The sequence below is a fragment of the Bacillus cereus group sp. BfR-BA-01356 genome (genome assembly GCF_022663635.1).
GTDB lineage: Bacteria > Bacillota > Bacilli > Bacillales > Bacillaceae_G > Bacillus_A > Bacillus_A cereus.
Window position 1 is genome coordinate 1 of the sequence record NZ_JAKUFX010000125.1, and the last position, 16,268, is coordinate 16,268.

Below are 16,268 nucleotides of genomic sequence, written 5' to 3' on the forward strand. Positions count from 1 at the left end.
ATTTTACATAAAATACTGGTCTAGTTTCGTGATGTCTTTTTTAAGCAATTTGTCCTTTGATAACTTCAAAAGATATTATTTTTCAGTTGACATACTACCGCAGGTCTTTAACCTATAATTAAAAAGGTTCGATAGGTACATATATATCAACTATATGTTTATGTTTTGGATGCTGCTTTGGATCATTTCTATATACTTCAAAAGGATACGAGTCTCTCGGTTTATATCCGCTATTTGGCAGCCATTCACCGTATAAGAAATCCCATGCTCCTTTATATTCATTTTGAAATATTTCAAAATGTCCTACTACATACTTGCCTGAAGGTATTACCATTATTCCAACGTCGTTCGTTTCTACTGTCGATTCATCTGAAATTGTTACACATAGACTTGTTCTTAAATGATAGTCCTCAGTAAATTCATGATGATCGTGGTAAATGGTTAATACTTTCGTATCCTCAAATACATGATAGTTTTGCTTAGCTGCGTAATGAAATAATTTCTCTATCATTTTCGGAAAAGCTATAGTTAACTCTTCATATGTACCGATATGTCTTATGTATGCGACGTTTATATCGTCCGCTGTTACAATTTCAACATTACCTCGAACCTTCTTACATTCATTGTATTGAGAAGTTCTTCTTACGTCTTTGCAATTCTTGCTATTGTCGTTTCGATATTGAGACGGACTTACGCCGTAATAATTTTTAAATGTTCGGGAGAAAACTGCTGAATCTGTGAATCCGAAGTGATACGCAATATCTGTAATCGTCATATCTGTCCGATATGTAAGTAGATGTGTTGCCCTTTCTAACTTCAATCGGTTTACATACCGTGATAATGACTCGTTTACTATCCCCTTAAAAATCCGATGAAAATGAAACTTTGAAAATCCTGCTACATCCGCTAACTCTTCAATTGAAAGTGAATCATTTATGTTTGATTCTATATAATCTTGCACTTTATAAATGCGTCGTAAGTATTCATTTCTACTTTGTTTACTCTCCATATTTCTAGCTCCTCACAACAAAAAGGCTAACTTTTCGCTAGCCTACTTTTACACATGTTTCAAAAATAAAACTCTACTACCGCCGTTCCCATCATAATTTGTATGTACCGATACACCCTCTATCTCATCATCCCCAGCCTCAATTCGAAAACCGATTTCTTGATGAAACTGTATCGATTTTTTATTAACTGGTGACGTAATTGCTTTTACAACTTTACAATTATTTGCACGTGCGACATCAAAGAAATACGAATACAATGTCGATGCAATTCCTCTTCTTCTATACTTCGGATTTACCCCGATAAAATGAACGTACGCTTCCTCTTTATGCGTTTGCGAAAAGAATCCGCATAAGAAACCTAACGTTTCGCCATCTTCTTCAATGATAAAACTCGTTTCTTGAAAGTGAACGAAAAACAATTTTGGCAACATGGCAGCCATGTCTCTCCCGCCCCACCAATCATTTAAAACAGAATGAATCTTTACATAATCTTCCCCTTGGATGTTTCTTACTCGCATATGTTTCTCCCTCTCACTCACTTCATTTTTTCATAAATTTTAATGACTGTTTCTACTAAAAGGATGAATACCCATATCCCGCAAAATACAAGAACAGACTGGAATAAAGAACCTAGCATAACAACACTTATTAAACCTAATTCTGGGCCTGAAATGGACATTTCATCAAATCCTATATTATGTATAAATGGACCGGTTGAAAAAGCCATTAAAATAGATGCTATTAAATAAATCACACTCATTATTTTTAATATTTTTATAGAAAGATACGAAGTTTGTTCTTGCTCCATTTGTGATAATTCGATTTCACCGCTCGCAATTCCTTTTTGTAAACAGTCCTCACATAGAAATTCTTCCTTAATTTTTTTACCACCGTGCAATGTACCTGTAATTTCTTTACAGCGCGAACACTTTCGATTTATCATGTTGTTACCACTCCAATCTATTAAGATTATACTTATATAATTCTGCATTTACCTTAATATCCCTTTTATGTATTTTATAGAGAAAGGTCGTGTTTTATGATTTCAAAACTCACGTTTGGCTTGAAAAAAACCTACCGTTCATTATGAATTAAGGCCTAGTTGTTATGCGATTATTTTTCAATCATCTTCTTCAAAGATTGCTATTATCCAAAAAGGAGACCGTTATTTTTTACCTGGTGGCGGTATGGAAGGTACCGAAACAAAAGATGAATGCTTACATCGTGAACTACTAGAGGAATTAGGATGGGCAATTGAAATTAATCAATATATCGGTAATGCAATGCGATATTTTTATGCGGAAAAAGAAGATACATATTATTTAAACGATGGGTTCTTTTATATTGCGAACATGGTGCAGACACAAACTGAAAACTGTGAGGAAGATCATGTTTTGCGGTGGATGTCTCCTTTACTTGCTGTAGAGCTTCTCATTCATGATCATCAAAAATGTGCTGTTGAACAAGCACTTTTATTACAAAAACCAAAAGGATCTCCTTCTATATGAAAGAGATCCTTTTTATTGTTAACTTACTTTTTTCAAATTGAGAGCTTGCTTTTGAATTCCACCCTTTTTTACAACATATAAGCCGATAAAGATTATAAGTCCGCCAACGAGTTGCATCATATTGATTTGCTCTCCAATAGTTACTGCCGCAAAAATAACTGCGAACAATGGTACAAGATACATATAAACCATTACTTTCGTTGAGCCTATTTTACTAATACCGACATACCACATTGCAAGTCCGAAGATTGTCGCGAAGACGATTGAATATGCTAGAGACCCCCAGCTTGGCATGTCTACTGGCCACGTTAATGTATTTATGTTGAATAAACAATATACAACGAGAGGTACAATTCCAATTAAAGTTGACCAAGATGTGACTCTCATTGCGGAATATTTTGTTATAAGAGGTTGCGCTAATATTGGATACCATCCCCACGCAATCGCTGCGACTAATCCAATTATGTTTCCGAGCCACGCATATTCGTAAGTAGTTCCTCCTGTATGTCCTGTTAGTAAAACGAATGCTGCACCAATAAACGCTACTATTGAACCAATTTGTACTTTCATCGAAAAACGTTCTTGTTTGTGCAATACTGCTAATATCCCTGTAAAAATAGGTGACATTGCAATTAATAATGAGGCGTTCGTTGCTGAAGTATATTTCACAGATAGCATAAACATCGTTTGATACATTGTCGTACCAACGATACCGACTGCTACTAATCGTAGCCAATCTTTTCTTTCAATACGTAATGAGCGTTCCATCATAAAAGTGATAAGTAATAATACCGGTGATGCTACTAAAAATCGTAAACTATTAAATTGAATGGATGACATAAATGCCACTCCATACTTTCCTATTGTATAATTTGCTCCCCATACTAATGCAACTGATACTAGGAGCCATTCCATTTGCCATCGTTTCATCCGAATCTCCCCTTCCCTATTTAGCATAGTAAAATTGGCTGGATATAACACCGTCCAATTGGCTGTTTTTTTACCCAGCCAATTTGCTATACTTGATGTATATAAGAGATACGGAGGCGTTTTTTATGGAATGGAAACTAGATAGTGACAGTAAAATCCCTATTTATCAGCAAGTTGTTGACTTTATTGAAAAACGCATTACATACGGAGAACTTCCTCCAGGAAGCTTCCTACCTTCAGAACGGAAATTAGCTACGCAATTAAATGTAAACAGAAGTACAGTAACGACTGCTTATAATGAACTTCGTGCGATGGGAATTGTAGAAAGTACCACTGGTAAAGGTACACGTGTAAGTACACATATGTGGGGCGTTTCTCCAACATTAACACCCAACTGGAGAAATTTCGTAGAAGGTGGTACTTTTTTACCAAACTTACCACTACTTCGCCATATTCGGGCAGAAGTACAACAAAATGAAAATATTATAGATTTCGCTAATGGAGAACTCGGTTGTAATCTTTATCCTCATGATCAACTACAAGCGATTTTACGTGAACAACCGTTAACGCATTCATTAAGTTACGATCATCCGCAAGGCTATCTTCCGCTAAGACAAGCGGTCGTAAAATATATGAAGGAATATTTAAAAGTTGAGGCGACTGAACAATCCATTATGATTACATCTGGCGCACAGCAAGCACTTCACCTTATCGTGCAATGTTTATTAAATCCAGGTGATGCTGTTGCTTTCGAAAGTCCTTCACACTGTTATTCCTTGCCGTTATTCCAATCAGCAGGTATTCGTATTTTCCCATTACCTGTCGATGAACACGGCATTAATCCAGACGATGTACAAGAGCTATACAGAAAGCACCGCATTAAAATGATCTTTTTAAATCCAAATTTCCAAAACCCTACGGGGACGATGCTTCATCCAAACCGTAGAAAAAAACTATTATCACTTTGCGCAGATTTACGAATTGCAATCGTTGAAGATGATCCATCTAGTTTGCTGACGCTAGAAAAGAAACAACCTTGTCCTACTTTGAAATCAATAGATGAAAACGGAACTGTCATTTATGTACATTCTTTATCAAAAATGATTGCACCAGGCTTACGAGTTGGTTGGCTCGTTGCCCCGCAGTCTGTAGTAGAAAGGTTATCCGACGCAAGGCACCAAATGGAATTAGGTATGAGCATATTCCCGCAGTGGCTTATGCAGCAATTTTTCGAAACCGTACCATTTCAGTCTCATATCGTACCGTTACGAAAACAATTAGCAGAAAAAAGAGACGTTATCGTTCGTGCCCTAAACGAGCAACTTCATGATAAAATCTCTTTTTCAAACCCTACTGGTGGTATATACATTTGGGGGAAATTAAAAGAACCTATAAACGCAAAACAACTCATTATGCAAAGTTTAAAACAAGAAATTGCTTTTATGCCAGGTAGTATTTTCGGTGCGAAAGATGGTTATATACGTTTATCTTATGGAAAAGTGGATATTGATCAAATTGCGGAAGGTATTTCTCGTTTACGCCAGGCTATTTTGGTATGTGAAAATAACTTTAAATAAAGCTTTCTCGTTTGACAAAACCTAAATCTACCATTATTATCAACACGAACCTAGTTATAGGAGTGATAAAAATGAAAATTTACGTTGATGCAGATGCTTGTCCTGTAAAAGATGTAATTATTTTTGAAGCTACGAATGCGGAAATTCCTGTTACACTCGTTACTAGTTTTTCTCATTATTCTAATGCAGAGCAGCCGAAAGATGTGGAAACAATATATGTTGATTCCGGAGCAGATGCTGCTGATTACCGAATTATGCAGTTAGCAAAAAAAGAAGATTTAATCGTAACACAAGATTACGGTCTTGCTTCGCTCGCTTTAGCAAAAGGCTGTATCGTACTACACCATAAAGGCTATAAGTATACGAATGATAACATTGAACAATTGTTACAAACACGATATTTAAGTGCAATGGTTCGAAAAAGTGGTAAGCGTACAAAAGGACCGAAACCATTTACAGCAGAAGATAAAGAGAAATTTAGAGCGCTCTTTAAAAGTATGATTGCACTGTAGAAATGAACCGTCTATTTGTAGAGAAAGAAAAGAAGAGAAGAGAATATCCAAATGAACATTCTCTTCTTGAGGTTTACCCGTTTAAAATGAAGGTAAATTATCTAAGTTATTTTCTTTTATTCCATCCGGTTCACTACGTATAATATCTCTGCCATACTTATGAAATACGTCCACATGAGCTAACTTCCCTGATTTCGCTTCATTAAGAGCAGTCATATAATCTAACTCTCTCCCGCTACTTGTTTTAAAAGCAATTAAATCACCTTCATCATTTTTACGAACAGCAACAATTTGTTCTGCTCCTGAAGTAACTTCCTGAGCTATTTCAAATTGAGCTTGCTCTTCTCCTTGATGTAAATAATCATTATACACTTTTTCAAAGTCTTTTTTGTCCATTAAACTCACCTCCAACACATTTTATTAGTATGGTTGGGATGTAGTGTTTTTATGTACTTTTCTCTTAGAAAAACGGATTTTTAATACCTATGCAAACCCTTCAAAGTCTCCAATATATCATCTGTAAAGGCTGTACTACCCTCTGTCTCTAAAACTCTGAAATATAAACTTCTTAAGAACGATCTAATATTTTGTACTAAAATAGCATGCTGCGGATGTCGGATGTCCTCAACAGTTGCTATACTATGTAGCCAATTGCTCCACTCTTCTTCAGTTAAAAGCTTTTGGTTATGTAACGACATAATTGGCTTTACTAATCTCTCATCCTCAAAGTGTACATATACGTAATCACTCAATCGAACCTTCTGACGAACAGCCGCAAGAATCGCATATGAAAACTCACGATTTTGAATTGTACGTGCTAACGCATCGAGCGCATCTGCTGCATGTGCAGTAGAGTGTGCCCAGCCTTTTCCTTCTACGTAGCCCCTTACATCTTCTTCTAAATATACATATTCCAACACTTGTTCTGCCACACTGTACAATTGTTCTTCCGATAACAACGGTTCTCTTTCATGAACAGATAAAATAAGTGGTGGAATTAATACGGAGAATGCACGTTTAAATACAGAGTCTGTTCCCTTTTCACCAATTTTATAAAATAAATAATCAGGACTAATTGCTTGTAACATTAATCCTCTTAACTCTTTTTGTCTAAATACATCATTTGTAATCCATGTGTGAAGCGTACTATAAATTAAATCATCACGTAATTCAGCATCAGGTGATCCGATATAATCTAGCATCCATTGCGCATATGGATATGCATCTACGTCTTCTGGTACAGCATAATTGTTATTTTTAATTTGTAGTAGTTCTTCTTTTAGTTCGAGTACTTCATTCATTATATTTCTTGTCCCCTTTTTGCGTTTTTTATTGTCTTATCCCCTTTTATTTGCTTCATAAAATTAATTTAATTATAACAATAAACAAAAGGCTATACATATATTTCTGATTATGTATTACGCTCTTTCATGAAATATAACTTCTGGATTTCCTAAATCACTATTCTTAAATATAACATTCGCACACTCTTTTGGATTATGCTCATCTATATACAACTTACAGGCCGCATGATATCTGTTCAAAAACATCTTCTCTGCTTCTTCATAACTTCCAAAAGCTTCAGTTTCCCGCTTCGTACCACGTTTTCTCGCAATCTCAAAATTTGTATCTACAAAGATTTTGTAATCAAATAAATACGCAACGTCTTTTTTCAATAGAAACGTTCCATCTACTATTAATATCATATTTTGCGTGGCCAATAGCGGCTCATTATGTACAGACATATCCGTTATTAAGTTATGAGAAATCGTTTCATACTGTAAATTCCCGTTAGGTCCTAAAGGCATTAATAATCTTTCTTTGAAAGCTGTATAATCGTGTGCATCTTCATAATACCCTCTTGCAGATTCTTTTCCTTTTGCATAGCGAATCACTCTTGGATTATGAAAATCATCAATGCTTGCGCGTGTTACTGGTAATCCTCGTTTTTTTATTTCTTCCGCTAATTCGTTTGCAAATGTTGTTTTTCCTGATGCTGTAATACCACTTACTCCAACTCTTGTTGGATAGGTTAAGTTTAGCTTTACAATATGATCTGCAATTTCTTTGATTCGTTGTTTTCGGTTCATGATATCTCCCTTTATAATTAGTTTACATAATATAATTATAAGTAACAATCCATGTCACTATTTGTCGGTAAATCGATATCCTTTGTCGAATCGTTGATATATCGAAAAAATCGTTGATATATTTTAAGTTATGATAGATATATTTGAAAAATCGTTGATATATTATTAGCTTACTTCCCCTTAAACCCCCGATATAAGGCCGTCCGTAACTCTTGCTTATACTCTTCAATTTCTGGCATTTCGAGTTCTTCTGCTAATCTGATAGCTAATTCAATATCATACGGTACTCGTACAAGTTGAATAGAAAAGCTCGCCGCTTCTTTTTCATTATATGTTCCTTCAAATATTAAATAGGAAGCTTGCGTTATTTCAAGTGGGTTTCCTACGCTACCGGCATTACATAACGTTTTCCCTCTGAAATTTTGAACGAACGCTTGGTGAACATCGCCGTAACAAACGACATCTGGTTTTCTTTCTCCTTCTATATTTTCTGTCAGATCACTATTTTCGAACATACTAATACGTTCTTCTCTTGAAGCGTGTGGTTGAATTCTTTCATATAAACTTCTCGGTGAAGCGTGAAACATACGAATGAGTTTTCCACTCATAAAAAATTCGATTGAAAATGGTAAACTTCTTAAATAATCATTTTGTTCTTCCGATAATTGTTTTTGATGCCATTTTAATGCTTCAAATTCAGTCGGCTTTGTAATAAAATCATCCCAGTTTCCCATTACGACTACTTCACATTCTTTACGAATGATTTCAATTGCTTCACTGGAATGAGGTCCTTTTCCTACTAAATCTCCAAGACAAATAATGCGCTCGATTCCTCTTAATTTAATATCATTCAACACGGATTCTAATGCTTGAATATTACCGTGAATATCTGAAATTACTGCTATTTTATCCATATAAATTACTCCTTTATTTATTAAATTCGCTTGATTGATACCATTTTGGAATATAGGATGAAAAATCATTATGATCTTCTAAAATTCCATTTAATCTTTCCTTCATATCATCTACTAAATGCGGCGTACTTCGATTCGTCCAAACGATATCCGCTGGGAATGTCATCGCGGCGTACAATGTATAGAGTTTCCAAAAATGAAGCGATGGTTCGCCTCCGCAATAACCGTGAACTTGTCCAACCGCAAATGGTTTGCTTATATTCGTTGTAAATAGTGCTACTTTATAAAAATCATGAATAGGATCACCAATATCGAATCTAGCAAAATCTATGACAGCCCGAAACTCATTTTGGTCAATCATTATATTAGCCGGATGAAAATCGTCATGTAAAAATACGATGGGACGATTTTTTAATAAATCATTATGATTTCCTACAAAATCTATCACTGTATTTAAACGAAAAAAGTCTACTTCATATTCTTTCAACGCTTCTAAGTATCTCTCATATTTACTCCATATAGACATTTCCCATGAATTACTTTTATCTTCTTTTTCAACTAAATGAATCTTTTTTAGTACTTCTCCAGCCTTTTTTCCAGCCCTATACTGCTCTTCTGTAGACAACGTTCTTAATATATCTTCACCATCTAATCCATCAATCCATTCAAAAACTTGTACACATTTATTGAATTTAGTAAGACTAATAAAATGAATTAATTTTGGCATAGGAATATGTAAAGAATCTAGCTGCTGCATATATTCATATTCTTCCTGCTTCCGTTCAAAATATGATGAATCGCATACTTTAATAAAATACGAGGCCCCACTCTCTAATTCAATTTTATATTTCTCATCGAATGAAAAGCCTTTTGAAATAACAGTCGCTTTTAACATACGAGGCCATTCTAGTATTCTCTCTATCTCCCTAAGCATTTCTTCCACAACGTTCACCTCTATTAATATATGTACAAACTACCTAGCACTTCATGCTCTCGTTTATTTCCACCTTTAAACTCTACTGCAAATGGATATTCGCCATTCTTATTCAAATGTTCTAGTACTAGCCCTTCTCCAATCGGTTCACAAAACTGCACATGAATATTTCCAAACACTACACTTTGACTCTCAGCATTCCATTTTTCATTTTTCACAACTGAACTTGTAGATAGTCCCATTACTTTTTTCCATTTCCGTACTGTTTCTCGAACGTTTTTTACTGCGTAATGAATCGTTTCAATTTGTTGCACTTTGTTTTTATGTTCAGTGATCGTCCTACTGTTACGTAAATCGTTTCTTCTTTCTTCGTCCGTTTCATTCCACTGTATAAAGAAAGGTAATTTCGGTCCGTTCTCTTCTTGCCTAACAAATAACATTTTCCATTCTAAAAGCCGGCCATCTTTTCTCATGCGTTTCCCTTCAAATGGCCCTATCGTATGTAAGCCGTACTTATTAAAGTTAACTGCTAGCTCCTCAATTGCATCTGTTCGGATCGCGATTTGTAGCATTCCTTCTCCATTTTGTAGTTTCACCACTGTTTCTTGTACTAATGGATTTTCTGCTTCTTTCGCTTTTTCTTCATGTTGAACTGCTAAAAATTCTATATATGATAAATCAAAATAACTTAAACTATTCCAAGTACCCCAATTCGTATGCTCTCCGCCTAATACAGTATGAAATCCAAGTTCCTGCATTTGTTTTGCCGCTTCCTCCGGTGTACCATGAACTGCGTGAACAAGATGATCAAATCGTAACATGTCTTTCTCCCCTTTCTCTCCATCCTTTTATTGTATATTTTATTTTTATTTCATTCAATTCAAAAACTTTAAAACCTAGTTGATTTATACGATTAATATGTATTATAATGAAACAAATTTAATTATTGCTGATTGGAAAAACCAAAGGCACTTTTCTCATACGGGAAAAGTGTCTTTTTCATTTATTATTACAGGGGGATTATTTATGCAGAAATTAATTGTCTTTGCTATTATTGGATTTTTCGCTCAACTGATCGATGGAGCACTCGGAATGGCGTATGGGGTAACGTCTACTTCACTATTATTAATGTTTGGTATTGCACCGGCTGTAGCTTCCGCATCGGTTCATTTAGCTGAAGTCGTTACAACTGCAGCTTCTGGCGCATCTCATATCAAATTTGGAAACGTTGATAAATATACAGTTTCCAGGCTTACATTACCTGGGGCAATCGGCGCATTTGTTGGGGCATGTTTTTTAAGTAATTTGCCTGGAGATGTAATCAAACCGTACATTTCCGTATTTTTATTTACTTTAGGGGTTTATATTTTATTACGATTCATCATTCAAAAACAAATTGTCACTTCAAATAAGCGTATGTCTGCAAAACAACTTGTGCCGCTTGGTTTATTCGCTGGATTCGTTGATTCAACTGGTGGCGGTGGTTGGGGGCCGATTACGACACCTGTTCTTCTAGCAAGAGGAAATGAAGCTAGAAAAGTTATTGGATCTGTAGATACGAGTGAATTTCCTGTTTCACTCGCTGCAACAATCGGCTTCTTCATCTCACTTGGCTGGGAACAAGTAAGCTGGGTTTGGGTATTTTCTCTCATGCTCGGTGGTATCGTAGCGGCACCAATCGCGGCATGGCTAGTTCGCATCGTTCCTTCTCATTTACTTGGCGTATTAGTTGGTGGTCTTATTATCTTTACAAACATTCGTACACTGCTTACTACATTTAAAGTGGATCCAACTATTATTTCACTTTCTTACGTTGCAGTTGGTCTTGTCGTTATTATTTCTATTTTCATTGCTGTTCGTAATCATTCCAATCGTCCTAATACGTCAACGGCTGAGTATCCGAATGATCAGAAGCAAATGCTACCATAACTATAAGAAATACCGCTCAATTTAGAGCGGTATTTTTTATTTTTCTATTTTCCAATTAATCATCATTTCTGTAGCATTTACTCTCTTCATATGTAACTTTTCTAAAACACGCATCGAACTATAATTATCTAGAAGTGTCTCTGCAATTATTGTTTCTACCTCACCTGTTTTGAAAGCCCAATCGATTAGTTCTTTTACAGCTTCTGTTGCATAGCCCTGATTCCAATATTTCTCAATGAATCCATAGCCAATTTCTACTGTTTGATCCTCGTTTGGTTTCCCTTTAAACCCAATATCACCTAAAACGCTATCATCTTCTTTTCGAAGAACATACCACGCCCCCCATGGTAATAAAGTTGCATCTTGTTTTACATTCTTTACATGCCCTACAATATGCGGGCCGCTATTGTATCCTTGCTCGTTAGCGACTTGAATCCTCTCTTCTGTACACGGCACTATATAGAGCCTTTCTGTTTCTAATTTCATTTTGATTTCCCCTTTTTGCTTAAACGTTACTCTAATTATAACAAATAATATGACTTTATTATGAATGTCGAATTATATTTTTCTGAATTTTCTTTTAATTTAGAGGGTTTTTCAATATTTTTTGCGAAACATTTGTATAACAATTTTTTCTTTGCTTATTGCTACATAATAGTAGGTTCGGGTGGAGTTTTGCAAGCGTTTCCTATACAATAACCGATATTTTTTGACTTTTCCTAACAAAATATCTTGCAATATATTCAGAAAGTCATTACAATTGCCATATATTAAAAATCTTAGCAATATATCAAATCCTCATCAATCCGATGAGGTAGAGGTTGCGACTTTTAAGAGTACGACGGACGAGACACAGAGAATGTCACCGACTCCGTTTGAAAGGAAAAGTTGCCGAAGTTTATATTTCTTCTCTGGAAATATGAGCTGGGGCTGTCTCCGAAAGGAACAGAACTGTCACGTTTACAAAATTACCGTGTAAACGTGGGGTGCTATCTTAACGGAAGGGTATGATGGGGTGGTTATTTGTGAAACGTTCCGCCAAATTCCTTTGGCGGTTTTTTGTATTTTTCTCCCCCGCTCCTTCCTAACCTACAAGAAAAGGAGTGTTGAACATGAATAGCGCAACAAATCAATCTACCTCTAAAACGCAAACTACACAAGGACAAGGTGAATTAAAACGCGGATTAAAATCTCGTCACCTTACGATGATTTCTCTCGGCGGTACAATTGGTACCGGACTATTTCTTGCCAGCGGTGGTGTCATCCATTCAGCTGGACCTGGTGGTGCATTAATTGCATACGCCGCAATTGGAATTATGGTTTACTTTTTAATGACAAGCTTAGCTGAACTCGCAGCTTACATGCCTGTTACTGGATCTTTTAGTACGTACGCAACAAAATTTGTTGATCCATCACTTGGCTTTGCACTTGGATGGAACTATTGGTATAACTGGGCAATTACGATTGCTGCTGAACTAGCTGCTGTAACATTAATTATGAAATTTTGGTTCCCAGATACCCCTTCTCTTATTTGGAGCGGATTATGTTTAGCTATTATTTTCCTTTTAAACTACTTATCTGTTAAAGGGTTTGGTGAATCTGAATATTGGTTCGCACTTATTAAAGTAGTTACGATTATTATCTTTTTAATTGTTGGTTTCATGATGATTTTTGGAATTATGGGCGGCGAAACGGTTGGCTTCAAAAACTTCACTGTTGCAGATGCACCATTTAACGGCGGTATCATGGCAATTATCGGTGTGTTTATGGCAGCTGGTTTCTCATTCCAAGGTACTGAACTATTAGGAGTAGCTGCTGGTGAAACATCTGATCCAGAACGTAATATCCCAAAAGCAATTCGTTCAATCTTTTGGCGTATTCTTTTATTCTATATCCTTGCGATTCTCGTTATCGGTTTATTAATTCCTTATACAACTGAAAGTCTTGCTGCAAGTGATGTAACAGTAAGTCCATTTACACTTATTTTCGAAAAAGCGGGCGTTGCCTTTGCTGCTTCTGTTATGAACGCTGTTATTTTAACGGCAGTACTATCTGCTGGTAACTCTGGTATGTATGCATCAACTCGTATGCTTTGGGATTTAGCTCGCCAAGGGAAGGCACCAAAGTTTCTTGGTAAATTAGATAGCCGCGGTGTACCTGTTAACGCATTAATCGTAACATCGATTGTCGGTAGTATTGCTTTCATTGCTTCTTTATTCGGTGACGGTGTTGTATACATTTGGTTATTAAATGCATCAGGAATGTCTGGCTTTATCGCTTGGGTCGGCATTGCAATTAGTCATTACCGTTTCCGTAAAGCGTATATCGCACAAGGAAAAGATTTAAATGACTTACCATATAGAGCAAAATGGTTCCCCTTCGGTCCAATCTTTGCATTTACACTTTGTATCATCGTAATTTTAGGACAAAACTACGGGGCATTTATGGGTGAGTCAATCGACTGGAACGGTGTACTCGTTTCTTACATCGGTTTACCACTCTTCTTAGTACTATGGTTAGGTTATAAATTTACGAAAAAAACAAAAGTGATTCCACTTGATAAATGTGAACTAAAATAAAGTGAAACGAGCAAACAAATTTGTTTGCTCGTTTTTTGTTGCAAACCTCTTTACTTCCCTATTGCTCCTGTTTTTGCAATAATAAAGGAAATATAAATAAAGGTTGGGATACAATGAACATTCGCATTACTGATGAAGCAAAAGCAGCTATACATAGATTAGAACTTGAAGATAAAAAGATCGTTCGCATTAGAGGAACAATGACGAACTCTTGTAGTATTTTCGTTGATGTCGATTTAATTTGGGATACATATAACGCAGATGATGTTGTATATGAAGATGCAGAGCTTATCGTACAAATGGATTCATTCACGAAAGACTACACTGGTGATACGGTGAAACTTGATTATAAGACGACAGGTTTTAGTATTACGACTCCGAGTGAGACTTTGGTTTATGGATTGTCGATTAAAAAATAAAAATTGTTTTCATTTGACCACCGAGGTGAAAAAATGGGTAAATATGTTCCGTTAAAATTTTTATTTAATGAAGAATTAGCAGAAAAAATAGCTGATTCTATTTGTAAACACGATCCTTATTTCTCTAAAAACATCTTTGTAGATTCTGTAGCTTGTAAAGTTGAAAATTTAGAGTTAAAACAGCGTATTGAAGTAATTGCAGATGAATTACACAATGCTTTACAAAAAGATTTTAATGCCGCAATACATATATTACTGAAGACATTAGGACCAGAAAATACAACAGAAGTAGGCACATTTACAAATGGATATATGTATATGCCTCTTGCAAAATACGTTGAAAAATATGGGCTTAACGATTTTAAAATCTCATTCAACGCCATGTATGAAATAACGAAAAGAAATACTGCTGAATATGCCATTCGGCCTTTTCTTGAAACATACCATGAAGACACACTAAATATATTACAACAGTGGATTTATGACGAAAACAGCCACATTAGAAGATTAGTTTCTGAAGGTACAAGACCAAGGCTTCCTTGGGCTAAAAAAATAGGAGCTCTAAAAGATGATTTTAAGTACAATTTACAGCTTCTTGAACCATTAATGAATGACCCTTCTAAATATGTTCAAAAATCTGTAGCCAATCATATTAACGATATTACGAAAGAAGATAAAGAACTCGTTTTTCAGTGGTTACAGCAATTACGTGATAAACAGCATCCTATTAATCCTTGGATTATAAAACATGGGTTACGAACGGTGATTAAAAATGGTACTTTACCAAAAGATTTTTGTTTTTAAATATTTTAAACAAAACCGCTTATGCTTCAAAAATGAAGTATAAGCGGTTTTCCTTTTGAATACAGAAATAACAAACGTAAAAAGCACTTTAAATTTCTTCTTTATATCATTATTTTACTAGCTCTTCTATGTTATTACTTTCCTTAATTTTTTCGGATGATAGCCAGAGTGAATAACTTGTTCCATCCTTGTTCCTTAAAAATATGTTAAATTCCTTATTATATAGTTCTTCTTTAAGAATAGTGACTACCTTTCTCAAATCCTCTATTACATATGGATCATTTCTATATTTTATCTCACTGTCATTGAAAACTAATGTCAATTCATACTCTAGACAATTGCCGTCTTTCGGGTGTGGACAAATAATATCCTCAATTTCAAAGTGGCTATTTTGTATCTCATTTAATCTTTCGCCTACTTTGGTTTCAGTTTGAACCAAATATGTCCAATAACCGTTTACTGTGTTTTTCATCGTTAAAAGCAGTTCTTCTTTCGTTATAGCTTTTTGTATATTTTGAAAAGGGAAACCTATAGATTTACCATTATAATCCTCAATTTCAAGTTTTGTTATCTTTCTATTACTCTTCTGAATGAATTGGATTAGAGCATATAAACGATCTAATTCTTTTGATTGGAATTGACTGTAATCAATCTTGTCACTCATTTTTAAAGTTAATAATAACGTATCCGTTGGTTTCTCCTCTATATCATCATCCACTATATATTGAAAAACATTTTTATTTTCAGGTTCCACGTAACCTAATTTTTTAATTTCTTCTAGCATTGGTTTAAATTTCTTATATTCCTCATATGTTTTTTTTCCGTATTGATATTCATCACCTTTTATTCTTGAGTATACTAAGCCATCAACCTCTACTCTAAATTGAATATTTTTATTGTTTTCGCTTGAACAGTATGGTATGTATGCCCCATATCCCCTTCGTGTATAGCACCCCATGCCCATCAACTTAAAAATCTTCACTACCCCCAAGTGTAAAAAAACGTTATTCTTTCTAAAAAAGCTAGACTAGAAAGGATGACGTTTTCTTATGAATCTCTCGA

17 protein-coding genes, 2 pseudogenes and 1 riboswitch are annotated in these 16,268 nt (G+C 35.2%); of the genes and pseudogenes, 7 read left to right on the top strand and 12 right to left on the bottom strand.

Going from position 1 to position 16,268, the window contains the following annotated elements; all coding sequences use genetic code 11:
• Positions 1-118 precede the first annotated feature (118 nt).
• The 3 genes from MR168_RS27015 to MR168_RS27025 are packed head-to-tail and all read right to left on the bottom strand — an operon-like array spanning position 119 to position 1,953.
• On the bottom strand, positions 119-1,009 hold the full coding sequence (locus tag MR168_RS27015) for an AraC family transcriptional regulator (protein ID WP_086411503.1): 891 nt from the start codon (positions 1,007-1,009) through the stop codon (positions 119-121).
• A 48-nt stretch (positions 1,010-1,057) separates the two neighbouring features.
• The gene (locus MR168_RS27020) at positions 1,058-1,528 is read right to left on the bottom strand and encodes a GNAT family N-acetyltransferase (RefSeq protein ID WP_016122751.1); all 471 of its coding nucleotides are present in this window, start codon (positions 1,526-1,528) and stop codon (positions 1,058-1,060) included.
• A gap of 17 nt (positions 1,529-1,545) precedes the next feature.
• Complete coding sequence (locus MR168_RS27025) at positions 1,546-1,953, bottom strand: DUF3980 domain-containing protein (protein ID WP_006927580.1); 408 nt, start codon at positions 1,951-1,953, stop codon at positions 1,546-1,548.
• A gap of 96 nt (positions 1,954-2,049) precedes the next feature.
• Between MR168_RS27025 and MR168_RS27030 the strand changes: the two are divergent.
• Positions 2,050-2,518 (top strand): annotated as a pseudogene (locus MR168_RS27030) (NUDIX hydrolase).
• Between the two features lie 18 nt (positions 2,519-2,536).
• Here the strand turns inward: MR168_RS27030 and MR168_RS27035 are convergent.
• Complete coding sequence (locus tag MR168_RS27035) at positions 2,537-3,448, bottom strand: DMT family transporter (protein ID WP_016122753.1); 912 nt, start codon at positions 3,446-3,448, stop codon at positions 2,537-2,539.
• Between the two features lie 125 nt (positions 3,449-3,573).
• On the opposite strand from MR168_RS27035, the gene pdxR reads away from it, so the two are divergent.
• Positions 3,574-5,025, top strand: coding sequence for a MocR-like pyridoxine biosynthesis transcription factor PdxR (gene pdxR, locus MR168_RS27040; protein WP_086411502.1), 1,452 nt, complete (start codon positions 3,574-3,576; stop codon positions 5,023-5,025).
• 71 nt (positions 5,026-5,096) lie between these two features.
• Positions 5,097-5,537 (top strand): YaiI/YqxD family protein, encoded by a 441-nt coding sequence (locus tag MR168_RS27045; RefSeq protein WP_000708760.1) that lies wholly within the window; start codon positions 5,097-5,099, stop codon positions 5,535-5,537.
• Positions 5,538-5,618: 81 nt separating this feature from the next.
• Here the strand turns inward: MR168_RS27045 and MR168_RS27050 are convergent, their stop codons facing one another.
• From MR168_RS27050 to MR168_RS27075, 6 genes are all read right to left on the bottom strand, one after another.
• Positions 5,619-5,933, bottom strand: a complete 315-nt coding sequence (locus MR168_RS27050; RefSeq protein WP_000358161.1) for a DUF3892 domain-containing protein — start codon at positions 5,931-5,933, stop codon at positions 5,619-5,621.
• 80 nt (positions 5,934-6,013) lie between these two features.
• Positions 6,014-6,838, bottom strand: a complete 825-nt coding sequence (locus tag MR168_RS27055) for a DUF2785 domain-containing protein (protein WP_006926031.1) — start codon at positions 6,836-6,838, stop codon at positions 6,014-6,016.
• 117 nt (positions 6,839-6,955) lie between these two features.
• Complete coding sequence (locus tag MR168_RS27060; protein ID WP_086411501.1) at positions 6,956-7,627, bottom strand: nucleoside/nucleotide kinase family protein; 672 nt, start codon at positions 7,625-7,627, stop codon at positions 6,956-6,958.
• 170 nt (positions 7,628-7,797) lie between these two features.
• Positions 7,798-8,541, bottom strand: a complete 744-nt coding sequence (locus tag MR168_RS27065) for a metallophosphoesterase family protein (protein ID WP_000357656.1) — start codon at positions 8,539-8,541, stop codon at positions 7,798-7,800.
• A 13-nt stretch (positions 8,542-8,554) separates the two neighbouring features.
• Positions 8,555-9,484, bottom strand: coding sequence for an aminoglycoside phosphotransferase family protein (locus MR168_RS27070; protein WP_086411500.1), 930 nt, complete (start codon positions 9,482-9,484; stop codon positions 8,555-8,557).
• 14 nt (positions 9,485-9,498) lie between these two features.
• On the bottom strand, positions 9,499-10,296 hold the full coding sequence (locus MR168_RS27075; RefSeq protein WP_006926038.1) for a VOC family protein: 798 nt from the start codon (positions 10,294-10,296) through the stop codon (positions 9,499-9,501).
• Between the two features lie 97 nt (positions 10,297-10,393).
• On the opposite strand from MR168_RS27075, the gene MR168_RS27080 reads away from it, so the two are divergent.
• Positions 10,394-11,404 carry a sulfite exporter TauE/SafE family protein gene (locus tag MR168_RS27080; protein WP_002024365.1) on the top strand — a complete coding sequence of 337 codons (1,011 nt, stop codon included), beginning with the start codon at positions 10,394-10,396 and terminating at the stop codon, positions 11,402-11,404.
• Positions 11,405-11,440: 36 nt separating this feature from the next.
• On the opposite strand, the gene MR168_RS27085 is transcribed toward MR168_RS27080, so the two are convergent.
• Positions 11,441-11,890, bottom strand: a complete 450-nt coding sequence (locus MR168_RS27085; protein ID WP_000764607.1) for a GNAT family N-acetyltransferase — start codon at positions 11,888-11,890, stop codon at positions 11,441-11,443.
• 321 nt (positions 11,891-12,211) lie between these two features.
• Positions 12,212-12,404: riboswitch (Lysine riboswitch) on the top strand.
• A 112-nt stretch (positions 12,405-12,516) separates the two neighbouring features.
• Here MR168_RS27085 and MR168_RS27090 point away from each other — a divergent pair.
• The 3 genes from MR168_RS27090 to MR168_RS27100 all read left to right on the top strand — a co-directional run bounded on the left by MR168_RS27090 (position 12,517) and on the right by MR168_RS27100 (position 15,206).
• On the top strand, positions 12,517-13,983 hold the full coding sequence (locus MR168_RS27090; RefSeq protein WP_001083386.1) for an amino acid permease: 1,467 nt from the start codon (positions 12,517-12,519) through the stop codon (positions 13,981-13,983).
• 113 nt (positions 13,984-14,096) lie between these two features.
• The gene (locus tag MR168_RS27095) at positions 14,097-14,402 is read left to right on the top strand and encodes an iron-sulfur cluster biosynthesis family protein (protein ID WP_001026167.1); all 306 of its coding nucleotides are present in this window, start codon (positions 14,097-14,099) and stop codon (positions 14,400-14,402) included.
• A gap of 33 nt (positions 14,403-14,435) precedes the next feature.
• Positions 14,436-15,206 (top strand): DNA alkylation repair protein, encoded by a 771-nt coding sequence (locus MR168_RS27100; RefSeq protein WP_086411908.1) that lies wholly within the window; start codon positions 14,436-14,438, stop codon positions 15,204-15,206.
• 109 nt (positions 15,207-15,315) lie between these two features.
• On the opposite strand, the pseudogene MR168_RS27105 reads toward MR168_RS27100, so the two are convergent.
• A pseudogene (locus MR168_RS27105) lies at positions 15,316-16,139 on the bottom strand (hypothetical protein).
• Between the last annotated feature and the right edge of the window lie 129 nt (positions 16,140-16,268).